Here is a 21,471-nt window from a genome sequence, read left to right as displayed (position 1 = left end):
CATCTGCAACCCCCGGAAACGGCGCCGGCGTCAGCCCGTTCGCGCCCATTCGGTCTGCAGCTCGCCGAGGGTCTGGCCGATCCTCCGGCCGTAGTAGAGCCGTTCGACCAGGACCGCGGCCTCCGCCGCCGGGATCGACCCGTCGAGGGGGGCGACGGCCGCGAATTTCGGCAGCAGGTCGTCGAAATCCGGCAGGGCGTCCCCGGATCCGGTAAGCACGGCAAAGGCCGCATCCACGCGCCCATCCAGGTCGGCGAACGTTGCCCGGGTCGCTTCGCCAACTTCGATCCGGGTCATCCCCGCGACCGCACGCTCGTACAGGCCGACATAGCTCACCAGCGCCTCCAGCAGCGCCGCGAGCCGGTTGAGCCCGGCACCTCCGGTCCGCCCGAACCAGCGCTCCGCCTCCAGCGAGGGGAGTTCCGCCATCAGGAGGCGCACTTCCGTCTCGAGCGGCGCGGTGTGGTCGATCGCCGGGTTCGGATGACGGCCGATCTCCGCGAAGGTGGCCCGGCACTGGCTCAGGAAAGCCGTCACCTTGCCGCCGAACTGATCGCTGGAAAAGGCCGGCACCACGGTCCAGGCGACGGCCAGAGCCACACCGGCACCGATGAAGGTCTCGTAGGCGCGGGCCAGCATCACCCCCTGCCCGGCTCCCTCCAGCATGTGCAACCCCGTGACCACCAGGAAGCCGATCAGGGCCGACGCCAGCTCGTAGCGGATGTCGAACACCATCACCGCCACCAGCAGGCTGATCGCCACGAGCACCGTTTCCAGGACGAACAGATCGCCGATGAACGGGTTGAGCGCGATCGCCACCAGCACGCCGGCAGCCGTGCCCAACGCGCGCCGCAGCGTCCGTGCCAGTGTCTGGCCGACCGTGCCGTTGAGAACGAGGGCGACGGTGAGCGTCGCCCAGTAGGCATGGTCGAAATGGAAAGCATAGTTGAGGCTCGTGGTAATGGAGGCCGCGACCAGTCCCTGAAGGGCGAGCCGCCATCCCATCGCGTTCGTCCGCGGGGGCGTCTCGGGCGCCGGGCCCTCCACTGTCTCGATCCGTCCGCCCACCGCGTCCAGGGCGCTTTCCACCCGCGAGATGCCGGTCAGGAGCCGGATCAGCTGCAGCTTGGCCTGGCGCGACAGGTCCAGGTCGGCGATCAGCTCGTCGCGGGCGCGGACGAGCCCGTCCCGGTAGTCGGCTTTTGTTGCATCCGAGGCGGTCTCGGAAGCCGCGATATGCGCGGCAAGCGCCGTCAACGCGCTGGCGACCCGGTCGGCCCCGAACCGTCCGCCGAGGTCGGCGGCGTCGATCTCCGTAAGCGCCGAGGCGATCGCCTCCACCGCCAGCAGCAGCCGGAAGGCAGCCGCCACCTCTTCCGCCAGGTGCGCCGAGCGGCCGGGCGATTCGGCGGCGGCGAGTTCCATGGACTTGGACAGGGCGACCCAGCGGCGGCGAAGCGGATGGCCGAAATCGGTCGGACGCGCACCCCGGCGCACCATATCGGCGAAGGCGGAAAGATCCTCCCCGGCGGTCTCCAGGAAGCGGGCGCGTTGGGTCCGGTAGGCGGCGACGGGCGACGGCCGCCACGTGGCGAAGCGCACGGCATAGCCGACACAGACGCCGGCGATCGCGGCGACCGGCAACCAGATCCCCATGGCCCGATCCGGGTTCACGATCACCGCAAACAGCGTGAGCAGGATGATCGAGGTGCCGAAGCGCGCGCCCTGTGGACCGCGGCCGCGCAGATAGAGGCCGAAGCCGATGGTTACGATCCACCACAGATGCATCGGCAGCGCCCCGTACCCCCAGCTTCCGGGCGCGGCGAGACCGAGACCCGCCAGATAGAGGACGGCCAGCAGCGCGAGCGGACGGGTCTCGCGCAGTTCCTGCGCGCGATAGGAGGGCATCACGAGGAGGATGAGATGGGCCGCCACCACCGCCGTGACCAGCGGAACGACGAACTGCCGGTTCTCCACCGCCAGGGCACGGGCATAGGCGGGAACCGTGCGCTCCAGCCAGGGGCCGATCCACTCGGCGACGGCCGCTGCTCCGGCGGTGGACAGAAAGTAGCCGGCCGCGATCGCCGCGGCCACCGCGGCGACCAGATGCAGCCCCCGCGACAGCCGCACCCAGCCCGGATCGAAGTCCGCCAGCCGCTCCAGAAGCTCGGGACGGCGCGCCTGGCTCATGGGCTCGGTCGCAGTCATCAGGCGCCCTATGTCGGGGACCGGGACAGAAAGGTTTCGATACGGCCGAGCGCCTCGGTGATCTCCGCCTCCGACGCGGCGTAGGAGACGCGGATGTAGCCCTCTCCAAGCGTCCCGAAATCCGGCCCGCCGATGAGCGCCACGCCGGTCTCCTCCAGAAGACGGGTGGCCAGCGCCTTGGCCTTCCACCCGCTCTCGCGGATCGAAGGAAACGCGTAGAATGCGCCGCCCGGCATGCGGCAGGAGACGCCGGGCAGGGCGTTGAGGCCGTCGACGACGAGCGTGCGGCGGCGCTCGAAGGCGCTGACCATCTCGTCCACCGCGTCCTGGGGGCCGGTCAGGGCGGCAAGGCCGGCATGCTGGGTCGGCGCGTTGACGCACGACCAGGCGTTGACGGCGAGCTTGCGCGCGGCGTCGATCAGGCTTTCCGGCCAGACGGCATAGCCGAGCCGCCAGCCGGTCATGGCATAGGTCTTCGACCACCCGTCGAGCAGGATCAGCCGGTCCGCGATCTCCGGATAGGACATCAGCGACACGTGCTCCGCACCGCCGTAGAGGATCCGGCTGTAAATCTCGTCGGAGAGGATCGCCGCTTCGGGAAAGCGCGAGAGTCCGGCCACGAACGCGTCGATCTCCGAACGCGGCGTGACGCCGCCGGTCGGGTTCGCCGGCGAGTTCACGATCACCAGCCGGGTCCGGTCGGTCATCAGCGCCAGCGCCTCGGCGGCGGAGAAGGCGAAGTCGTTCTCTTCGCGGATCGGGATCGGCACCGGGGTCGCCCCGGTGAACTCGATCATCGAGCGATAGATCGGAAATCCGGGATCGGGATAGAGGATGTCGACCCCGGGTTCCCCGAGCATCAGGATGGCGGTGAACATCGTCACCTTGCCGCCGGGCACGATGGTGATCCGGTCCGGCAGGGCCTCCGCCCCGGTGCGCGCCAGCAGATCGGCGGCGACCGCCTCCCGCAGCGCTGGAATGCCGGTCGCCGGCGTGTAGCCGTGATGGCCGTCGCGGAGCGCCTTCACCGCCGCCTCGACGATGTGGGGCGGCGTCGGGAAGTCGGGCTGGCCGATCCCGAGATTGATCACGGAGCGGCCCTGTGCGGCAAGCGCGCCGGCCCGCGCCAGAACCGCGAAGGCGTTCTCCTCGCCGATGCGGTCGAATGCGGCGACTGGCTTAGGCATATCTCTCTCCCCTCGACGCATCCCGGCGCCGTCTTTTTCTCAGAAGACATAGCCGAGCGGCGGTTCGGAGCAAATCCGCGATGTCGCGGACCGGGCCGCTTTGGCGGCCTCAGCCCGTCCTGGTCGGAACCGGGATTTCCGGCACCGGGGTCAGCGTCTCGCCGCGCTCGAACCAGGCCCGGAGGTTGTCGATCATGAGCTGGCCCATCGCGGTGCGGGTGGGAACCGAGCCGGACGCCAGATGCGGCAGCAGCACGACGTCGTCGCGCCCGATCAGGGCCCGCGGCACCTTCGGCTCGTGCTCGTAGACGTCGAGGCCCGCGCCGGCGATGGTGCCCGCCTCCAGGGCGGCAACGAGCGCGGTCTCCTCCACCGTGGGGCCGCGTCCGATGTTGATCAGATAACCGTCCGGTCCGAGGGCCTTGAGCACTTCGGCGTTGACCAGATGGTGGGTAGCTGCCCCGCCCGGCGTCGCCACCACGAAGATGTCGCTGGCCTTTGCAAGCGCCTCCGGGGTTTCGCAATAGGCGTAGTCCACGTCATCGCGCCTGGAGCGGGCGTGATAGGCAATCGAAAGGCCGAACGCCTCGGCGCGGCGGGCCACTGCCCGGCCGATCCGGCCGAGCCCGAGGATGCCGAGGGTCGCGCCCCGGAGGCTGTGGGGCGATACGGGAAACGGTCCGTCGTTCTCCCACCTGCCAGCGCGCAGATAGGCGTCGGCGGCCGTCAGCCTGCGCACCGTCATGACGACGAGGGCCATGGCGATGTCGGCGACCTCTTCCGTCAGCGCGTCCGCGGCCTGGGTGACGGCGATCCCGCGGGCTTCGGCCGCGGCCAGATCCACCCCTTCGTAGCCGGCGCCGGCGACACCGATGATCTCCAGATTCGGCAGCCGCTCCATCAGAGCCCGATCGACGCCACCGGTCGGGAACATGGCGATCGCCCGGATACGGTCGGCGACGTCTGCAAGGAGGGCATCCGGGTCGTTCGCCTCGGCGAGCCGGTGAAGCTCAAAATCTGCCTCGAGGGTTTCGCACGTCGCGGGAAGGAGCGGCGTCACCATCAACAGCGGCGTCTTCGTCACATAAGCCTCCGAGGTTCGATTAGAGTCCGTGCAGGCGGCAGGATCACAGTCGGCCCATGCGGCGCAACCGGTGCTCGCGGTGAAGCAGGTAGAGACCCGATCCCACCACGATCGAGGCACCGATCAGCGTTGCCGGTCCCGGCACGTCGCCGAAGACCAGATAGCCGAACAGGATCATCCAGAGCATCTGGGTATAGATGAACGGAGCAAGCGTCGAGGCGGTCGCGATCTTGTGCGCCTTGATCAGCAGGAAATGGCCGAAACCGCCGAACGCACCGGTGGCCAGAAGCAGGGGAACCAGCCAGCCCTCCGGCCACTGCAGCTGCGGTAGCGCGAGCGGCGCGAGCCCGACCGCGCCCACGGCGCCGGAATAGAAGATCAGTCCCTGGGTGGTCTCCGTGGCCCCGAGATAACGGGTCATCAGCGTGTAGCCCGCCAGCGCAACCATCGACAGCAGCGACAGGATCACCCCGATATGGAGCTTCTCGAATCCGGGCTGGGTGATGACCAGGACGCCGCAGAACCCGATCACCACAGCCGTCCACCGGCGCGGACCGACATGCTCTCCCAGAAGCGGACCGGCCAGCGCCGTTACCAGAAGCGGAGCGGCGAACATGATCGAGACGGCTTCGGCCAGCTGCAGATATTGCAGAGCGGCGAAATTGAGCGTCGTGGTGGAGAACATGAAGACGCCCCTGAGGATCTGCAGCATGGGGCGCCGCGTCTTGATGACGACCGGATTGTGCCAGAGGCGCAGCAGGATCGCGACGAAGATCACATGGGTCACGAAGCGAACCCAGGCGACTTCGATCGGCGGCAGATACTGACCCAGGAATTTGGCCGTGGTGTCCAGGCAGGCGAACATTGCCCCGGTCACCGTCATCAGGAAGATGCCCTGAAGATTGGCGCTTGGGGGCACAGCCGAACCCGAACCTGACATTGACCCGCCTTTTGCCGCCGGCCCTCGTCCGGCGGAACTGATACCTGTCGCCCGAGCCTGTCCCGCACGAACCGGATCGGTCCGAAGAGGCGGGCCTGCTCAAGTCATTGAATTCGAAGCCGCTTCCGTCCGCACCGATGTCTCCATCGAAGCAAAGGAGGCTTCAGGACATCGTCAGATGAACGGAAAACGGCGCCGCGGTCCAGATCCCGGGCGTCGTTGACCCGTGGCGGCGCATCCGCCGGGAGAGGTTTTCGGGAGACAGGAAAGCCGCCGCGATCTCGAACCGGCTGTCGGATCGGCCCGATCGCAAGACGGTCGCGGCACAGGGCTCAGGCGCCGGCCGGCTCTTCCGCCTCTTCGGCCTCGTCGTCGATCGCATCCGTGAAGCCGCCGGCCGCGGCCAGGTTCTTCTCCACGACCCGCAGAAGCTTGCGCAGCCGCTTGCGGTCCTTGTCGTCGATGCCGGACAGCGCTTCCTTCTCGAGACGCTTCCATGCCTTGTCGACGTCGGCTATCCGGCTGCGGCCCTCGTCGGTCAGGAAGACCCGGGCCAGCCGGCCGTCGGTTTCCGAGCTCTGCCGCTCCACAAGGCCATGGGCGGCGAGACGGCTGATCATCTTGGTGACGGTGGGCGGCTGCACGCCGAGCACGTTGGCCAGTTCACTCATGGTCTGGCCGTTGGTGTCGGCCAGCGCCTTCAGCACGAATTCCTGCCCCGGATGCAGACCGATACGGCTCAGGTGTCCGCCGGATCGCACGCGATGCGCCTTGGCAGCCTGGGCAAGTCGATAGGTTGCTGTCTTTCGGTAGCTGAATGACATCGTAATCGATCTGATACCAAGCCTTGATGACGGCTACATGACTCCGAAGCCGACAAATGATTCGCCCAAAAACGGTAGTCGACGCACGGGCGCGGGGCAAATGCTATCGTACTTGATCATGGCGGATGGAAAGTTTTCGCGACCGGAAATCCTGCAGAAGACCCAGTGACCCGCCGGTCTCGAAAGGTTTTCAGCGCCCGAACCGGCGCATTGCCGTGTCCACCTCGGCCAGGAAGCGGGTCCGGGCGTCCAGACTCACCGTGTCCATCTGGTAGAGCGCATGATAGCGGGTCCTGCAGCGCCGGTGGCACAGGGCGCGAATACCGCGCAGGATCGTGCGCCGGCCCGGCTCGCCCATCAGCTTGGACACGAACCAGGTGGCCCCGCAGGTGGTGACGACGCTGATGGCGCGAATGCTCTGCAGCCGGCCCTTCAGGCCGTCGGGTCCCGGCGGCATGGTGAAGGTGACGTGAGGCACGAACACCCGGTCGAGCCACCCTTTCAGGATCGCCGGCAAACCGAACCACCAGGTCGGGTAGACGAACACCAGCCCTTCCGCCCACAGAAGACGTTCGATCTCGCCGGCGACCGGCTTTTCGTTCTCTCCCCTGTCGTGATAGCGGCGCCGTTCCTCCGCCCCCATCACCGGGTCGAACCCCTCCGCATAAAGATCGGCGACCCGGACCTCGTGGCCGGCCGCCTCGAGCGCGGCAACCGCCTTGTCCCTCACGGCCGCATTGAAACTGTCCGCGCACGGATGCGCCTGGACGACCAGAACCCTCATCGGCACCCCCCGCGGGGGCGCCGGCCGATCCGGATGCGTCCCCGGCTCATGCGCGGTGCAGACCTGGGAAGAGATAGGTCTTGTGGCTGGAGTAGTCGAAGCTCGGATCTTCCCAGGCGATCATCTTGCCGGGATTCAGAAGCCCCTTGGGATCGGTCTCCTTCTTGAAGGCGAGCTGGACCGGATCGGTCTGCTTCATTCCGCCTTCCTCCAGCGTATAGCGGTGCGGATTGAACACCGGGCAGCCGGCCGTCTCGAACACCGAGACGATCTCGTCCAGCCGCTCCTCGCTGGTGAACCGCACCAGCGGCAGCCCGAAGCAGGCGACGTTGCCGTCGAAGCGCACGAACTCCAGATGGGTCACCACTTCGTCACCGAACTTGTCGGCCATGGCGGCGACCTTGGTCAGATGATCGGGATAGGGAAACAGGATCTGCAGATAGGTGATCGCCGGATCGACCCTGAGGGCGCGCAGCGTGGTGTGGTTCCAGCACAGCTCGTAGGCCGGCGGCACGCTCTCGCCATCGCCGGCAACCGTAACGTCAGACCGGTAGGTCAGCGTCCCCTTCGAGCGATCGACCAGGCCGGCGAGCGCGTCCATGGCAAACGGCGCGACCATCAGCACCACCACGTGCTGTTCGCGGCCGATGAAGCGCTGGTGGCGCAGGAAATAGTCATGGGCGGCCGGCGCGGCGACGACGGCGATCTCCTTGGTCAGGATCCCGTCCTGATTGGCGACCATATCCGCGAACGCCGCCGCCGAGGACAGCGCATCGAAGCCGACCACCACGTCGACCCACTCGTAGGCCGCCGTCAGCGGCATCGTCACCTCGGTGATCACGCCGTTGGTGCCGTAGGCGTGATTGACCTTGTGGATGTCCTCGCCGGCAAGCTCGATGACGCGGGGCTCCGCTTCCATGGTCAGCACCTTGAGGCGGACGATGTTGCCCAGATCCCTGAGCCCGCCCCAGCGCACCGACCCGACCCCGCCGGAGCCGCCCGCCACGAAGCCGCCGATCGAGGCGGTGCGGTGGGTGGAGGGATGCAGGCGCAGTTCCTGACCGGTCTCGGTCCGGGCCCGGCGGTCGATGTCGGCCATGATCGCGCCCGGCTCGCAGACGACCACGCCGGGCTCGATCGAGCGGATCGCCGTCATCTCCGCCATGTTGAGAATGACGCCGCCCGCCAGCGGCATCGCCTGTCCGTAGTTGCCGGTTCCGGCACCGCGCACCGTGACCGGCACGTCGTGCCGGTAGCAGGCGGCCAACACGCGGGCCACGTCGTCCTCGCTCGACGGGGTGACGACGAGATCGCCGGTAACGTCGTCCAGCCGTCGCTTGAGCACGGGGGAATACCAGAAGAAGTCGCGGCTCTTCTGCTTGACCAGCGAGGGATGCGTTTCGAGTTTCAGGCCGCTCAGCTCCGCCTGAAGCGCGTCGAGATCCGCCATCGTCATCCTCCCACCACGTCGTCGAGCTCCCGGTAGTCGGGAACCGACCGCGCAATTGTCTCTCCGCCCCGCATCACGACCCGGTCGGACTGGCCGCGGGCGAGCAGTTCGCTGAACGAGCGCGCCCTCGTGATGACCAGATCGGCCCGCGCACCCGGGGTCAGCGAACCGAAGCCCGGCAGCCCCATGATTTCCGCCGGCGTCCGGGTCACGGCAGCCGGCCAGTCCCCGAACGGATGATCCAGATGAAGGATCCGCGTGGCCGCGCGGAACACCTCGAGCATATCGAGATCACCGTAAGCGTAAAAAGGATCGCGCGTGTTGTCGCTGGCGATTGCGACGTCAATGTCACGCTCGGCCATCTCGTGCACGAGGGTTACCCCGCGCCAGCGCGGCGTCCGGCCGGGCTGCCGGTCCTGAAGATAGAGATTGCAGAGCGGCAGCGTGACCACGCTGATGCCCGCGCGCGCCACGAGATCGAGGGTCGTCAGCGCCTCCGCTTCCGGCTGGACGGCCAGCGAACAGCAGTGGCCTGCGACGATCTGTCCCGCGAATCCGACATCGAGCGCGATCCGCGCCAGCCGGGCGAGGCAGTCGGCGCCGGGATCGCCGCTCTCGTCCACGTGCAGGTCGAGATCCAGTCCGTAGCGGGCGGCCGCGTCGACCAGGCGGGTCAGCCGGGAGTCGATGTCCGGCATCGGATAGGCGGCGGCTCCCAGAATGCCGCCGTGATCGGCGATCAGACGGACATAGTCCTCGAGCTCGCGCCCTTCGGGCAGTTCGTCGATGCCGATGAGGGAAACGCCCTGCAGTTCGATCCGGCCGCGCCAGGTCTCGCGGATCTCCGAAAACAGCGGCCAGGTGACCGGAGCCTGATGCAGCTGCGAATCCAGGTGGGTGCGGATCAGCCGGGTGCCGTGAGCTTCCGCCGAGCGCAGGCCGAACTCCATGCGGCGGCGCATGTCCTCCCGCGTCCAGTGGGCGTCGCGGTCCGCTCCGGCCGCATCCAGCGCCGCGGCGAAGGTGCCGTCGGGATTGTCCGTGCGTGGCCAGATGTGGCCCTTGTCGAGATGGGTGTGGACGTCGGCGAACGCCGGCAGCACCAGCCCGCCATCGAGATCGACGCCGTTGTATCCGTCGTCAGGCGCCGCAGGATCGATCGCGGCGACGGTCTCCCCCGCCAGCGTGATGTCGGCCCGGGCGATCCCCCGGGAATCCGCGTGGCCGGCAAGCGTCGGGCATAGGGATACCGGAACGCCGGCCTGCAGCAGCCGGCGCGGGCGGGTGCCCTCGGAAAGCTCCGGATGCCAACCCATACCTATTTCTCCCGGTCCAGCGCGCTCTCGTGCCATTTGCGCAGGATCAGGTGGGAAACGAGGCTGAGCACCAGATAGATCATGATGCCGGCCACGGAGATGAGAATGATCGCGGCGAACATGCGCGGAATGTTCAGCCGGTAGCCGGCCTCGATGATCCGGAAGGCAAGCCCCGACCCGAAGCCGGCGGTGCCGGCCACGAACTCCGCCACCACCGCGCCGACCAGGGACAGTCCGCCCGCGATCCGCAGACCGCCCAGGAAATAGGGCATGGCGGCAGGAAGCTGCAGATGGCGCAGGGTCTGCCAGCGGCTCGCCCCGTAGAGGGCGAACAGATTGTGCAGGTTGCGGTCGGCCGAATTCAGCCCCAGCGTCGTGTTGGACAGGATCGGGAAGAAGGCGATGATCCAGGCACAGATCAGGAGCTTGGCGACCGTGTTCTCCACATAGATGTTGATCAGCGGAAAAACGGCCACCACCGGAGTGACCTGGAGAACGACGGCGTAGGGAAACAGCGAATATTCCACCAGCCGCGACTGGGAAAACAGGATCGCCAGACCGACGCCGCCCAGCGTCGCCACCACGAGGGCGAGCCCGGTAATCGCCAGCGTGTTGATCATGGACTGGGAAAGGATCGGCCAGTCCTTGATCAGCGTCGTCAGGACAGTGCCGGGGCCGGGCAGGATGTAGGCCGGGATCTCGTTGATCACGACCAGGAAATGCCAGCCGGCGATCAGGAGCACGAACAGCAGGAAGGGCAGCCCGACCCGCGCCAGCCGCGCGCGGCGGTTGTTCCGGGTGTTCGCCTCCTGGGCTGCGGCCCAGGCAACACTGTCGTCGGCTTCAGCTTGCGACACGGCGGGCCCTCTGCTGTCCGCTCACCTCAGGCCACCGCGTCCGCGGCCATGGCCTGGGCCAGCGCGTCCGACGTCTCCCGGCAGAAGCCAGCATAGGCTTCGCTGGTGCGGAAGGCATCTTGGCGCGGATAGGGCTCGTCGATGGAGAGCGTGCGCAGGATCCGGCCCGGCCGCGCTGCCATGACCGCGATCCGGCTCGACAGATAAACGGATTCGAACACCGAGTGGGTGACGAACACCACAGTGAAGCCGTGCCGCTGCCAGAGCTCAAGGAGGTCGTTGTTCAGCTTGAAGCGGGTGATCTCGTCCAGCGCCGCGAACGGCTCGTCGAGCAGAAGGAGGCTCGGCTCCGTGACCAGCGCGCGGGCCAGCGAGACGCGCATGCGCATGCCGCCGGACAGTTCCCGCGGATAGGAGTGGGCGAAGTCGGCGAGCCCGACGCCTTCGAGCGCCGACATCACGCGCGCTTCCGCCGCCCGCTTCGAGACGCCCTTGAGCCGCAGGGGCAGCCATACGTTCGAAAACGCGCTGGCCCAGGGCATCAGGGTGGGTTCCTGGAACACGAAGCCGACGTCGCGGGCTTTCGCATCATGGGGATGCAGGATCTGTCCGGAACTTGGCGACGCGAGCCCGGCGACCATGCGCAGGACGGTGGACTTGCCGCACCCGGACGGCCCGAGAAGGCTCAGGAATTCGCCCTGGCGGACATCCAGATCGACGTGGCGAACGGCCGTCACGCCGCCGGGAAACGTCTTCGTCACCCCGCGCAGGGCGACCGCGCTCTCACTCGCCCGGTCGGCCGAAGCCGCCGCAGTCCGGATCATTCAACCGTTCCTTGCGCCACTATCCACCCCGTTGCGCCGGTTGGTGCGATTGTCCGGCGGCTCATTCTCCGGTCAGTGACTTGCGGAGGTCGAGACCGACCCCCTTGTTGACGAACTCCAGCGTATAGGAAGAGTCCACGTCGAGGCCATCCGGCACGACACCGGCATCCACCATCTTCTCGTAGAAGCTGTTGTAGCGCTCTTCCGTCATCGCGCCGATGCCGAGTTCGAGCGAATCGCCGGAATCGACGATGCCGTACTCCCTCATTTTCTCCCGCGAGAAGGCGAGCTGCTCCGGGGTCATTTCCGGATTGGCGGCCAGGATGAGTTCGTCGCCGGCCGACGGATCGCCGTAGAGATAATTGGTCCAGCCGATCGCAGACCCATCGACGAAGCACTGCACCGCTTCCGGGTTCTCCTCGATCGTCTCGGTCATCACCTCGACAGTGGTTGCGTAGGTGTCGAAGCCGTAATCGGCGAGAAGGAAGATGTTGGGCACGAAGCCGCCGACCTGCTCGATCGCGTAGGGTTCGGACGTCACATAGCCCTGCTGCCCCACCCGCGGATTGGCGACGAACGGGGCCGGGTTGAACGTGTAGGGCTCGCGCTGATCGGCGGAGAAGCCGTAGGCGGCGATCATCCACTGATAATAGGACTGGAACCCGTTGTCCCCCATCAGGAGCTTGATGTCCTTCAAGCTCTCCCAGGTGTCCAGGCCCTGGTCCGGATGGGTCATCAGAACCTGCGGTTCCTTCTGGAAGTGCGCCGCGACCACTTTCAGCGGAATGTCCTGCTCGATCGCGGAAAACGCCTGAATCAGATTGCCGCCCATATGGAACTGGATCTTGCCAGCGAGCAGCAGGGCCCGGTTGTTCACCTGCGGACCGCCGGGCAGGATGGTCACTTCCAGGCCGCAGTCCTCGTAGGTGCCGTCGGCGACCGCCTGATAGTAGCCGCCGTGCTCTGCCTGAGGCAGCCAGTTCGTCCCGAAGGACACCTGTTCCTGGGCCACGGCCGCGGCGGGCAGCGCAACCAGAGCCACTGCGGCTGACAGAACGGATGTCGCGGAAGCATTTGCGCGTGTCATGAGTTCGGATGTCCTTCGCTTGTCCCCGGCCACCCGGCTTTCGGACAAGCGTCCGGCCCGCGCGGCTCCCCTCGGCGAAACTGCAACCGTCATGCCAGATCGCACAGAAAAGCGCCATGGCTAAAGTCCGGTCGACGCCGGTTCGTTTCGAGATAGGGCCCGGCCGCCGGACGACAACTGCGAACCTGACCCCACACGCCGCCGACCGCATTCCCCCGCGCTGCGAAAGCCTTTACGTTCGCTCCGATGTACTTGTCCGGCCGTTCAACGAGGGAGCGTCGCGTCCGCCGTGCTGCACAACCACACGCCTCCGACCATTCGCGCGCCCTTCGCCAACTATGCCCACGGGATCGAGATCCCGGAGGGCCACCGGATGCTCGTGTGCTCCGGCCAGCTCGGCGCCTCGACCGACGGCAGCGTCCCTGAAGATGTCGAGGCGCAGGCGGAGATCTGTTTCGCCAACATCGCCGAGATCCTCCGCTCAGCCGACATGGCGGTGAGCGACATCGTCCGTCTCAACGCCTATGTGGTCGACCGGAGCTGCCTCGCCGGATACATGCGCGCCCGCGACCGGTTCATCGGATCCCACATTGCGGCCTCGACGCTGATGATCGTCTCGGGCTTCTCGCGACCGGAATTCAAGGTCGAGGTCGAGGCCATGGCGGCCGCAAGGACAGCTTCCTGACGACGACGCGCCCGCCACCCTCGCCCCCGCCCCTTTCACCAGCCCTCGGACCCACCATGGCGCACCAGCCCACTCCCGTACCGGCCCGTTACTGGGCCGACATGACCACCGAGACCTTCGCGGCGGCCGAGACCTCCTCCTGGATTGCGGTTTTGCCGGTCGCGGCGATCGAACAGCACGGCCCCCACCTGCCGGTGTCGACCGATGCCGCCATCGCCGAGGGCGTGGTGGCCCGCGTGGTGGAGCGCCTGCCGGACGATCTTCCGGTGACCATGCTTCCGGTGCAGGCAATCGGCAAATCGAACGAGCACATCGCCTCGCCCGGTACGCTCACGCTCTCCTGGGACACGGTGATCCGGGCCTGGATCGAGATCGGCGAAAGCGTCCACCGCGCCGGCGTGCGAAAACTCCTGATCCTGAATGCCCATGGGGGCAACGTGCCGCTGATCGACGTGGTGATCCGGGAGCTGCGCGTCCGGTTCGGGATGCTTGCGGTCCACACCGGATGGTTCCGATTCGCGACGCCCGAAGGCGTCTTCGATCCGGAAGAAGCGGTCTACGGCATCCACGGCCACGATCTGGAGACCTCGGTCATGCTGCACCTCAGGCCGGACCAAGTCCGCATAGACCAGGCCCGGGACTTCCGGTCCACCCAGCTCGATTTCATCGAGGAATTCGACCATCTGCGCGCCCACGGGCCGACCGGCTTCGGCTGGATGGCCCAGGATCTCCACCCGTCGGGCGCCGTGGGCAACGCGGCCGCAGCCAGCGCCGAAAAGGGCCGGATCGCCCTGGACCATGCCGCCGGCGGCATCATCGAGCTTCTGGCCGACATGCACCGGTTCGACGTCACCCGGCTCGCCCGCGTCGGGCCGGAGTGAACCCGTCCGACCGGATTAGCTCGCCTTGCGAACCCAACGCCAGAGACGGCCCGCGTGCCCCTTGGACGCACGCACATTTGCGCGCGAATAGCTCGTCGGATCGTCGACCGCGTAGACCTTGAGCGCGTCGACACGCCCGCGCACCGTCAGTTCCGTGGCCCGGGCCGCCGACACGTCCGCAGCCGCCGCCTTGGCGACGGCCTCGGAGAAGACCAGCGTGGTCCCGAGTTCCTTGGTCGCCGCCTCCAGACGGCTGGCCGTGTTCACCGTGTCGCCGAGCGCGGTCAGGCCCTGGATGCGCTTGTCCTCGATCGCGCCCACTCGTCCGAGCACCACCGGCCCGGCGTGAATCCCGATCCCGATCCGCAGCGGCTCGGACAGGTGCTGCGCGAACGTCCGGTTCAGCCGTTCAAGTCCGCGCACCATGTCGCCCGCCGCCGACAGCGCCATGCCGCAACCGGCCTCCTCGCCCTCCGAAATGCCGAAGATCGCCATGACCGCATCGCCGATATACTTGTCCACGTAGCCGCCGTTCGCGCGGACCGCGGCGCTCATGGTGTTCAGATATTCGTTGAGCAGATAGACCACGTCATAGGGCAGGCGCTGTTCCGACAAGGCGGTAAAGCCGCGCATGTCGACGAACAGGATCGCCGCACGCTGCTCGACCCCCCAGCGGTAGCTCTCCGACGCCGCTTCGAGCGGCGCGGACGTCTCGCGGGTCGGAAACAGCGGCTGGACGCTGATGTCGGAGCGTGGCCGCACCTGGCAGGCAAGACGCACATCCTCCGCCGCGTCGATCCGTTCCAGCACGCGCGCCTCGGTCGGCCTGGGCGGCGGAAGCTTGTCGCCCCCCGCGAGGATGCGCGTGCGGCAGGTGGAGCAGCGCGCCCGGCCACCGCAGACGGAGGCGTGCGGGATCTGTCCGGAGCGGCTGATCTCGAGAAGCGTCGGGCCGGGCAGCGTGTAGATGACCCGATCGCCCGGATAGGTGACACGGATGCCGCTCCACCCGCGTCTGAGCGCGGCCGCAGCGAACGGAATGATCACCAGCGCCAGGATCGCGCAGACCGCGTAGATCACGCGGGTGGTCTCCACCACACCGGCCGACCACCGGAACGCTTCCTCCGTCAGGTTGCTCTGGCGCTCCCCCGCCAGCGCCAGCCGGCGGGCGGCCTCGATCCATCCCCAGCTGGCAAGCAGCGGCATCCCGATTGCGACCGTGAGAAGCCAGGGGGCCGCCGTCGCGTACCAGGTCTTGAGCCGCAGCCAGAAATGGAGGCCGATGCAGCTGTGGACCCAGACCAGCAGCATAAGCGTCGTCTGGAAGCCGAGCAGATCCGGCCACAGCAGTGTGAGAACGCTGCGATAGGTGTCCTCGATGCCGAAGACTTCTTCGAGACCCCGCGTCCCCACCACATGGGTCACCAGCCAGAACGGGATCAGCAGGCCCAGGATGATCTGGAGTGCCTCCCAAACCGGCATGCGGATCGTGCGCCGCCGGGCCACCTTGATCAGCACCAGCACCACATGGGTCGCAAGCGCGCCGTAGAGCAGCACAGTGCCGGGAACGGAGCGCCATATCAGATCCTGGACGAAGGCGGCCGCATCCATCCACGCGAGCGAAACGATGCCGAGCGCATGGCCCACGAAATGAATGAACACGTAGGCGAAGAGGACGAGACCGCTTGCCAGCCGCAGGCGCTGCAGCACGTGGCCTGCGCCGGGGCCGGTCGCGGCCAGCGGCGATCGGCGGGCAAGGTTTCGGCCACGAAAGATCGAGATCACCGTCCGACGGCCTCCCGCCAACGACCAGAAGAGGATAGAGTCGTCCCTGCCCATCGCTCATGCGGCAGAAGATCCACCCGACCGGCCGCTGCGCAGCTTTCGCGATCGCGACAAGGCGCGGCGGAAAGCGAAGAGAAAACGCCGGCACCGTGCCCGGGTTGCAAGGAAAAGCTCGTGTCCTCAGACTTGTCCGCGCGCGAGATGCTCGACCGCCTCGTTGCCTTCCCGACCGTGTCGAGCGAAAGCAACCTGTCGCTTCTGGAATTCATCCGCACTCACCTCGCCGCGCACGGGATCGACGCCACCTACATTTACGACAAGGACGGCGACAAGGCGAACCTATACGCCACCATCGGACCGAAGGTCGCGGGGGGCGTGGTGCTCTCCGGCCATACCGACGTTGTGCCGGTGGAAAGCCAACCGTGGACCAGCGATCCGTGGACTGTGATCGAGCGGGACGGCCGGCTGATCGGGCGCGGCACCGCCGACATGAAGGCGTTCGTCGCCATCGCGCTCGCCCTGGTGCCGGAAATGGCCGGGGCGGGACTTGAGCGGCCGATCCATCTGGCGCTTTCCTATGACGAGGAGGTCGGCTGTCTCGGGGCGCCGTCGATGATCGCCGACATGGCCGCGCATCTCCCGCCCCCGTCCGCCGTCATCGTGGGCGAACCGACCTCGATGCGCGTCGTCACCGGCCAGAAGACGACCTTTTCGTTCACCACCAACGTGCGCGGCAAGCCGGTCCATTCCAGCCAGGTCCATCTCGGCGTCTCCGCCGTCACCAACGCCGCGCGGCTGGTCACCTATCTCGACGACATGCTGGCCCACAACATGGCGAACCCGGTCGCCGACTGCCCGTTCGATCCGCCCTTCACCACGATCCATACGGGCATGATCAACGGCGGGACGGCCCACAACATCGTCGCCCGGGACTGCAGTTTCGTCACCGATATCAGGGCGCTTCCCGACGACGATCCGCACGACTATCTCGACCGCTACCGGGCCTACGTCACTGAGACGATCGAACCGCGGATGAAGGCGGTCGACCCCGACGCCGGGGTGAAAGTCGCCATCCGGGCTCACGTCCCCGGCTTGGTCCCGCAGCCCCGCAACGAGGCGGAAAGCCTGTGCCGGCGCATCACCGGGGACAACGGCGTCCATGCGGTTTCCTATGGCACCGAAGCGGGCCAATACCGCGAACCGGGCTGGGACGTGGTGGTGTGCGGCCCCGGCTCCATCGACCAGGCCCACCAGCCGGACGAATATCTGACCGTCGACCAGCTCGACGCCGGAACGGCCTTCATGCGCGGGCTCATCGCCGAGCTGTCCTGATCCCGGCGGTCAGACCGGCCCGCCGGCGGGTTTGTCGATCGGCCGCCGCCTGGTATCGGCAAGCACCACACAGTTTCGTCCCCGCCGTTTGGCTTCGTAGAGGGCACGGTCCGCGTCCTCCAGCAGCGCTTCCACTCTCTTCTCGCTCGCGCCCGCAACGGCCACGCCGATGCTGACGCTGACCTCGATCGGAACGTCGCGCCAGACGACCGGTTCGGCTGCAAGGCGCGCGCGCAGACGCTCGGCGAACGCCTGAGCGTCCGTCTCGTCGACCTCGCTGAACACCACGGCGAACTCCTCGCCTCCGATGCGCCCGAAGACGTCGTGGGTGCGCAGCGTCTCGCGGATGCGCGCCACGGACGCCCGGAGGACCTCGTCGCCCGCGGCATGGCCGTGGGTGTCGTTCACCCGCTTGAAGTGATCGAGATCGAGCAGCAGGGCGGCGATCGGCTCGGAATGCTTGATCGACCGCGACCGGACCCGCCCCGCAGCCTCGAAGAAGCCGCGCCGGTTCAGGATCGACGTCAGCGGATCGATCAGCGCCGCCATGTGGTCCCGCCGCTCCATCCGCTCCCGGGTCATGACCAGGAGCATGTAGCCGAGCGCCACCGCGAACAGCATCGGCTCGATGGTCAGAAGCGCCAGATGCAGATCGACGCTGGTTTCCCGGAACGGCAGCGGGAAGACGTCGGCCACGGGGATCCGCAGGCCGAGCAACAGGACATGCAGGACCAGAAGGCCGAAGGCGGCCCGGCCGGCGCGAAGCGCGAATGCCTCGCTGCGCGCGACTTCCCAGGCCGTCACAGCCGTGTAGAGCGCCGCCAGCAGCGACATGATCACGACCCGGTCGTCGGTCGAGCCCTGCACTTCCTGGGTCTGGTACGCGATCATCCAGACGATCGCCCCGCCGAGGATTCCGAACCACGGGATGCTTCGGCCCGCGAACGAGCGCACGCCCGCCCAGATCAGTCCGTGACCGAGCACCAGCAGCGACAGCGCCACTTCGACGGACCAGAGGTCCGGTAGCACGTCCCAGTCCCCCAGGAGAACGACGCCGGACGTCGACACGAAAAAGGACGCGGCCCACCAGATCAGCGCGTTGCCGCCCTCCTTCTGAATCCAGGCCCAGATCAGCAGCAGGCCGACCAGTGCGAACACCAGAACCATCGCTGCGTAGAGGGTGCCGACGTCGAAACTCATTGACCTCGCTTCCGACCGATCGGATGGCCCCAACGGGACGGGCCGTGCTGCCTGCCCCGTCGCGGTCCTTCCGCCTGCACCATGCGCAGGTTGTCCGGTCCCGGCAAGCGCGTACGGCGCCCCGCGCAGACCGGAGAGTGCACCGCGCAATGGCTTCTCGTGGACAGCCACCGGTCGGCATGGTAGCCAACCGCGTTTTCTGTGCCGATGGAGCATCTTGGCCGCATGAGTGTTGCCCAGGTCGAGACCGGACGGACGTGCCTGGCGCACGCCGAGCGGGGCTCGCAGACCCGACGACGAACGACGGACGATCGCCGCGCCCGGTCCGGGCGACCGGCGTGCCAGAGCGTTTGATTCGTCGGGACACACCTGCAATGCCTGACGGATGCCGCACAGTCCGCAGGCAGGATTCGGCCCGGTGACCGACCCCTTCTTCTCGATTCGGCTTGAACAGCCCGGCGATTGCCCCGCCATCGATCTCCTCAACGACGCCGCCTTCGGCCCCGGCCGGTTCGCCAGAACCGCCTACCGGCTGCGCGAAGGTGTCCCCCACGACCCGGCGCTCTCCTTCGTGGCGCTGACCGACGACCGGCTGATGGGCTCCGTACGCCTGACGCCGATCGCGATCGGCGGCGACGATGCGCTTCTCCTCGGTCCGCTCGCCGTCAATCCGGAGGTCTCAGGGCGCGGCATCGGCCGCCGTCTCGTGCGGGTGGCCGTCGAGGAAGCCGCCGCACTCGGCCACCGGCTGGTGCTTCTGGTGGGAGATGCGCCCTATTACGCCCCGCTCGGATTCGAGCTGGTGACGCCCGGAGCGATCACTCTGCCGGGGCCCGTCGATCCAAGGCGCCTGCTGGCGGCCCGTCTCGGCGACAGCGCCCACGACATCAAGGGCGAGGCGCGCAGCATCCGCGGCCGCTGATACGCCACGGCCGGGCACCCGCCCGGGTCAGCGCCCTTCCCGGTACCAGGTGGCTCCGATCGCGCCGAGCAGCACGGCCAGTCCGAGGAAGCCGGAAAAGAGCGGAATCTGCTGCACGCCCTCCAGCGAGCTGGCGCTGGAGCGCTTCAGTCCGATCCAGCCGACGCCGCCCATGCGCTCGCCGTCGTCGCGCATGCTGACGCTCGGCAGATCGATCGAGCCGGCGTCGGCGACGCGCCGGACCGATCCGCCGGTGGCGTCCGCCGCAGGCTGCATCCGCTCCGTGGTGGAGCGCAGGTCGGCAATCTCGCGCGGATTCGGCGGACCGACGTGGGTGATGGCGGTCTTGTCGCCGTCGGCGGCGCGGTAGAGGCCCACCTCGTCCACCGGCACGCGGGCGCGCCACAGCCCGGGCTCTGCCGCCTCCAGAACGACTTCCTGCTCCTCGCCGCCGGGTGCGGTGACCGTCACCGGTGCGACCTCGTCGCCCAGGGTCTGGCGCTCGACCACCAGATCGCCGTCCTCGGAGGAAAGCCGAAGCGCTTCTTCCTCCAGCTCGGGCTCCTTCATCAGCCAGTGGGCGAGACGGCGCAGCAGCGGCACGTGCGGGCCGCCGCCTTCGTAGCCGCGCGCCCAGAGCCAGACGTGGTCCGACAGCATCAGCGCGATACGCCCCTCGTCCTGGCGGGCCAGCTGCAGGAGCGGCCGGTCTTCCGGACCGACCATGATCGTGTCGCCGGTGGTGGGCATGGCGTCGACCAGACGGAACCAGCGGCTCCAGTCCGGCGGATCTCCGGCCGCGCCGGGCAGGTCGCGGGTCACCGGATGGCGCTCACCCAGCTCGCTGACTTCCGGGTAGTAGGGCTCTTCCAGAACCTGGCCCGATGGCTCGCCGGGAAGCACGTCGGCCAGCGGCGTGTAATAGATGCTCTGGAGGTTGGCGTAGTCCGGACCGGCGGCGACGAGCACCGCGCCGCCGTTGCGGATGTACTGGGCGATGTTGTCGAAATAGAGCGACGGCAGCACGTTGCGGCGGTGATAGCGGTCGAACACGATCAGATCGAACTCGTCGATCTTCTCCGAAAACAGCTCGCGGGTCGGAAAGGCGATCAGCGACAGCTCGTTGATCGGCGTGCCGTCCTGCTTTTCCGGCGGACGGAGAATGGTGAAATGCACCAGATCGACCGACGCATCGGACTTCAGGAGATTGCGCCAGGTGCGCTCGCCGGCATGGGGCTCGCCGGACACCAGCAGGACCCGGAGATTGTCGCGGACGCCGTCGACGATGGCGACCGCCTGGTTGTTGACGTCGGAGAGTTCGTCGTCCCGGGGCTCGACGTCGAATTCGAAGATGTTGTTGCCGCCGTGGGCGATCTCCACGGGGATGCGCACTGTCTGGCCGACCGGAACCCAGCGGGTCTCGATCTCCTCGCCGTCCCGGCGCACGGTCAGCTCAGCCGTCGCGCCGGTGCGTCCGCCCCGGTCCTCGACCCGGAGCGCAATGGACGGTGTCGAATTGACGAGCCCGAACCGGGGCACCCGTTCCAGCACGATACGGCGGTCGATCTCGCCCTCGCGGCCGGTGATGAGGCCGTGTACCGGCCCGGCAATGCCCGCCTCGGCGTCGGGTCCTGGCGCATCGTGGACCTGGCCATCGGTGATGAAGAGCGCGCCGCCGACCCTGTCGGGCGGAACGTCCGACAGCGCGTCATAGGCGGCGGCGAAGAGTTCGGTGCCGTCCGCCTGGGCGCCGCCATCCCGGCCGACGACGACGGTGCGGACCTCCAGACCGTCGATCGCCCCGAGCTCGGCCACGACCTGTTCGCGGATCTGGTCCGTTTCAGCCGCGCGCTCGCCGATGGTCTGACTCTGGCTTTCGTCGACCACGACGGCGACGACGCTGGACAGCGGAGTGCGGATTTCCTCCCGGAGCGACGGATTGAGCAGCGCCACGGCAAGCGCGGCGACGGCCAGCGCACGCACGACGGCGCCCCTCACCCGGCGCACCAGCCCGCCCAGGACGAGGGCGGCGCCAATCGCCGCGAACACGATCACGAAAACGGTCGGGACCAGGGGATCGAAACTGAGCGACCAGGTCATCGGGC

General features: G+C 67.7%; 18 protein-coding genes. 4 read left to right on the top strand and 14 right to left on the bottom strand.

Annotated elements, in window-relative coordinates; genetic code table 11:
- Nucleotides 1–30 precede the first annotated feature (30 nt).
- From J2S73_RS01730 to J2S73_RS01680, 11 genes are all read right to left on the bottom strand, one after another.
- A complete protein-coding gene (locus tag J2S73_RS01730; protein ID WP_306883698.1) occupies nucleotides 31–2,208 on the bottom strand; it encodes an FUSC family protein in 2,178 nt (725 codons plus the stop codon).
- An 8-nt stretch (nucleotides 2,209–2,216) separates the two neighbouring features.
- Entirely contained in the window at nucleotides 2,217–3,395 is a 1,179-nt protein-coding gene (locus J2S73_RS01725; RefSeq protein ID WP_306883697.1) for a pyridoxal phosphate-dependent aminotransferase, read from the bottom strand.
- A gap of 109 nt (nucleotides 3,396–3,504) precedes the next feature.
- Nucleotides 3,505–4,479 (bottom strand): 2-hydroxyacid dehydrogenase, encoded by a 975-nt coding sequence (locus J2S73_RS01720; RefSeq protein WP_306883696.1) that lies wholly within the window; start codon nucleotides 4,477–4,479, stop codon nucleotides 3,505–3,507.
- 43 nt (nucleotides 4,480–4,522) lie between these two features.
- Nucleotides 4,523–5,419: a DMT family transporter gene (locus tag J2S73_RS01715; RefSeq protein WP_306883695.1), complete on the bottom strand. Its 897-nt coding sequence runs from the start codon at nucleotides 5,417–5,419 to the stop codon at nucleotides 4,523–4,525.
- A gap of 332 nt (nucleotides 5,420–5,751) precedes the next feature.
- Nucleotides 5,752–6,243 (bottom strand): MarR family winged helix-turn-helix transcriptional regulator, encoded by a 492-nt coding sequence (locus tag J2S73_RS01710; protein ID WP_306883694.1) that lies wholly within the window; start codon nucleotides 6,241–6,243, stop codon nucleotides 5,752–5,754.
- A gap of 190 nt (nucleotides 6,244–6,433) precedes the next feature.
- Nucleotides 6,434–7,027 carry an NAD(P)H-dependent oxidoreductase gene (locus tag J2S73_RS01705; RefSeq protein WP_306883693.1) on the bottom strand — a complete coding sequence of 198 codons (594 nt, stop codon included), beginning with the start codon at nucleotides 7,025–7,027 and terminating at the stop codon, nucleotides 6,434–6,436.
- 46 nt (nucleotides 7,028–7,073) lie between these two features.
- Nucleotides 7,074–8,477, bottom strand: coding sequence for an FAD-binding oxidoreductase (locus J2S73_RS01700; protein WP_306883692.1), 1,404 nt, complete (start codon nucleotides 8,475–8,477; stop codon nucleotides 7,074–7,076).
- A 2-nt stretch (nucleotides 8,478–8,479) separates the two neighbouring features.
- Nucleotides 8,480–9,793 (bottom strand): cytosine deaminase, encoded by a 1,314-nt coding sequence (locus J2S73_RS01695; RefSeq protein WP_306883691.1) that lies wholly within the window; start codon nucleotides 9,791–9,793, stop codon nucleotides 8,480–8,482.
- Nucleotides 9,794–9,795: 2 nt separating this feature from the next.
- Nucleotides 9,796–10,650: an ABC transporter permease gene (locus tag J2S73_RS01690; protein ID WP_370874375.1), complete on the bottom strand. Its 855-nt coding sequence runs from the start codon at nucleotides 10,648–10,650 to the stop codon at nucleotides 9,796–9,798.
- 26 nt (nucleotides 10,651–10,676) lie between these two features.
- Nucleotides 10,677–11,474 carry an ABC transporter ATP-binding protein gene (locus J2S73_RS01685; RefSeq protein WP_306883690.1) on the bottom strand — a complete coding sequence of 266 codons (798 nt, stop codon included), beginning with the start codon at nucleotides 11,472–11,474 and terminating at the stop codon, nucleotides 10,677–10,679.
- A gap of 61 nt (nucleotides 11,475–11,535) precedes the next feature.
- Nucleotides 11,536–12,561 carry an ABC transporter substrate-binding protein gene (locus J2S73_RS01680; protein WP_306883689.1) on the bottom strand — a complete coding sequence of 342 codons (1,026 nt, stop codon included), beginning with the start codon at nucleotides 12,559–12,561 and terminating at the stop codon, nucleotides 11,536–11,538.
- A gap of 289 nt (nucleotides 12,562–12,850) precedes the next feature.
- Here J2S73_RS01680 and J2S73_RS01675 point away from each other — a divergent pair, with 289 nt between their 5' ends.
- Both J2S73_RS01675 and J2S73_RS01670 read left to right on the top strand, forming a co-directional pair.
- Nucleotides 12,851–13,246 (top strand): RidA family protein, encoded by a 396-nt coding sequence (locus J2S73_RS01675; protein ID WP_306883688.1) that lies wholly within the window; start codon nucleotides 12,851–12,853, stop codon nucleotides 13,244–13,246.
- A 56-nt stretch (nucleotides 13,247–13,302) separates the two neighbouring features.
- Nucleotides 13,303–14,127: a creatininase family protein gene (locus tag J2S73_RS01670; protein ID WP_306883687.1), complete on the top strand. Its 825-nt coding sequence runs from the start codon at nucleotides 13,303–13,305 to the stop codon at nucleotides 14,125–14,127.
- Nucleotides 14,128–14,142: 15 nt separating this feature from the next.
- On the opposite strand, the gene J2S73_RS01665 is transcribed toward J2S73_RS01670, so the two are convergent.
- Nucleotides 14,143–15,912, bottom strand: coding sequence for an adenylate/guanylate cyclase domain-containing protein (locus J2S73_RS01665; protein WP_306883686.1), 1,770 nt, complete (start codon nucleotides 15,910–15,912; stop codon nucleotides 14,143–14,145).
- 174 nt (nucleotides 15,913–16,086) lie between these two features.
- Between J2S73_RS01665 and argE the strand changes: the two genes are divergently transcribed.
- On the top strand, nucleotides 16,087–17,244 hold the full coding sequence (gene argE, locus J2S73_RS01660) for an acetylornithine deacetylase (protein WP_306883685.1): 1,158 nt from the start codon (nucleotides 16,087–16,089) through the stop codon (nucleotides 17,242–17,244).
- A gap of 9 nt (nucleotides 17,245–17,253) precedes the next feature.
- On the opposite strand, the gene J2S73_RS01655 is transcribed toward argE, so the two are convergent.
- Entirely contained in the window at nucleotides 17,254–18,444 is a 1,191-nt protein-coding gene (locus J2S73_RS01655) for a GGDEF domain-containing protein (RefSeq protein ID WP_306883684.1), read from the bottom strand.
- 418 nt (nucleotides 18,445–18,862) lie between these two features.
- Here J2S73_RS01655 and J2S73_RS01650 point away from each other — a divergent pair, with 418 nt between their 5' ends.
- Nucleotides 18,863–19,366 carry a GNAT family N-acetyltransferase gene (locus J2S73_RS01650; RefSeq protein WP_306883683.1) on the top strand — a complete coding sequence of 168 codons (504 nt, stop codon included), beginning with the start codon at nucleotides 18,863–18,865 and terminating at the stop codon, nucleotides 19,364–19,366.
- Between the two features lie 27 nt (nucleotides 19,367–19,393).
- Here the strand turns inward: J2S73_RS01650 and J2S73_RS01645 are convergent, their stop codons facing one another.
- The gene (locus tag J2S73_RS01645; protein WP_306883682.1) at nucleotides 19,394–21,466 is read right to left on the bottom strand and encodes a hypothetical protein; all 2,073 of its coding nucleotides are present in this window, start codon (nucleotides 21,464–21,466) and stop codon (nucleotides 19,394–19,396) included.
- Between the last annotated feature and the right edge of the window lie 5 nt (nucleotides 21,467–21,471).

It is taken from the genome of Amorphus orientalis, from assembly GCF_030814015.1.
GTDB classification, from domain to species: Bacteria; Pseudomonadota; Alphaproteobacteria; order Rhizobiales; family Amorphaceae; genus Amorphus; species Amorphus orientalis.
This window is presented reverse-complemented; position numbering and strand designations above follow the sequence as displayed.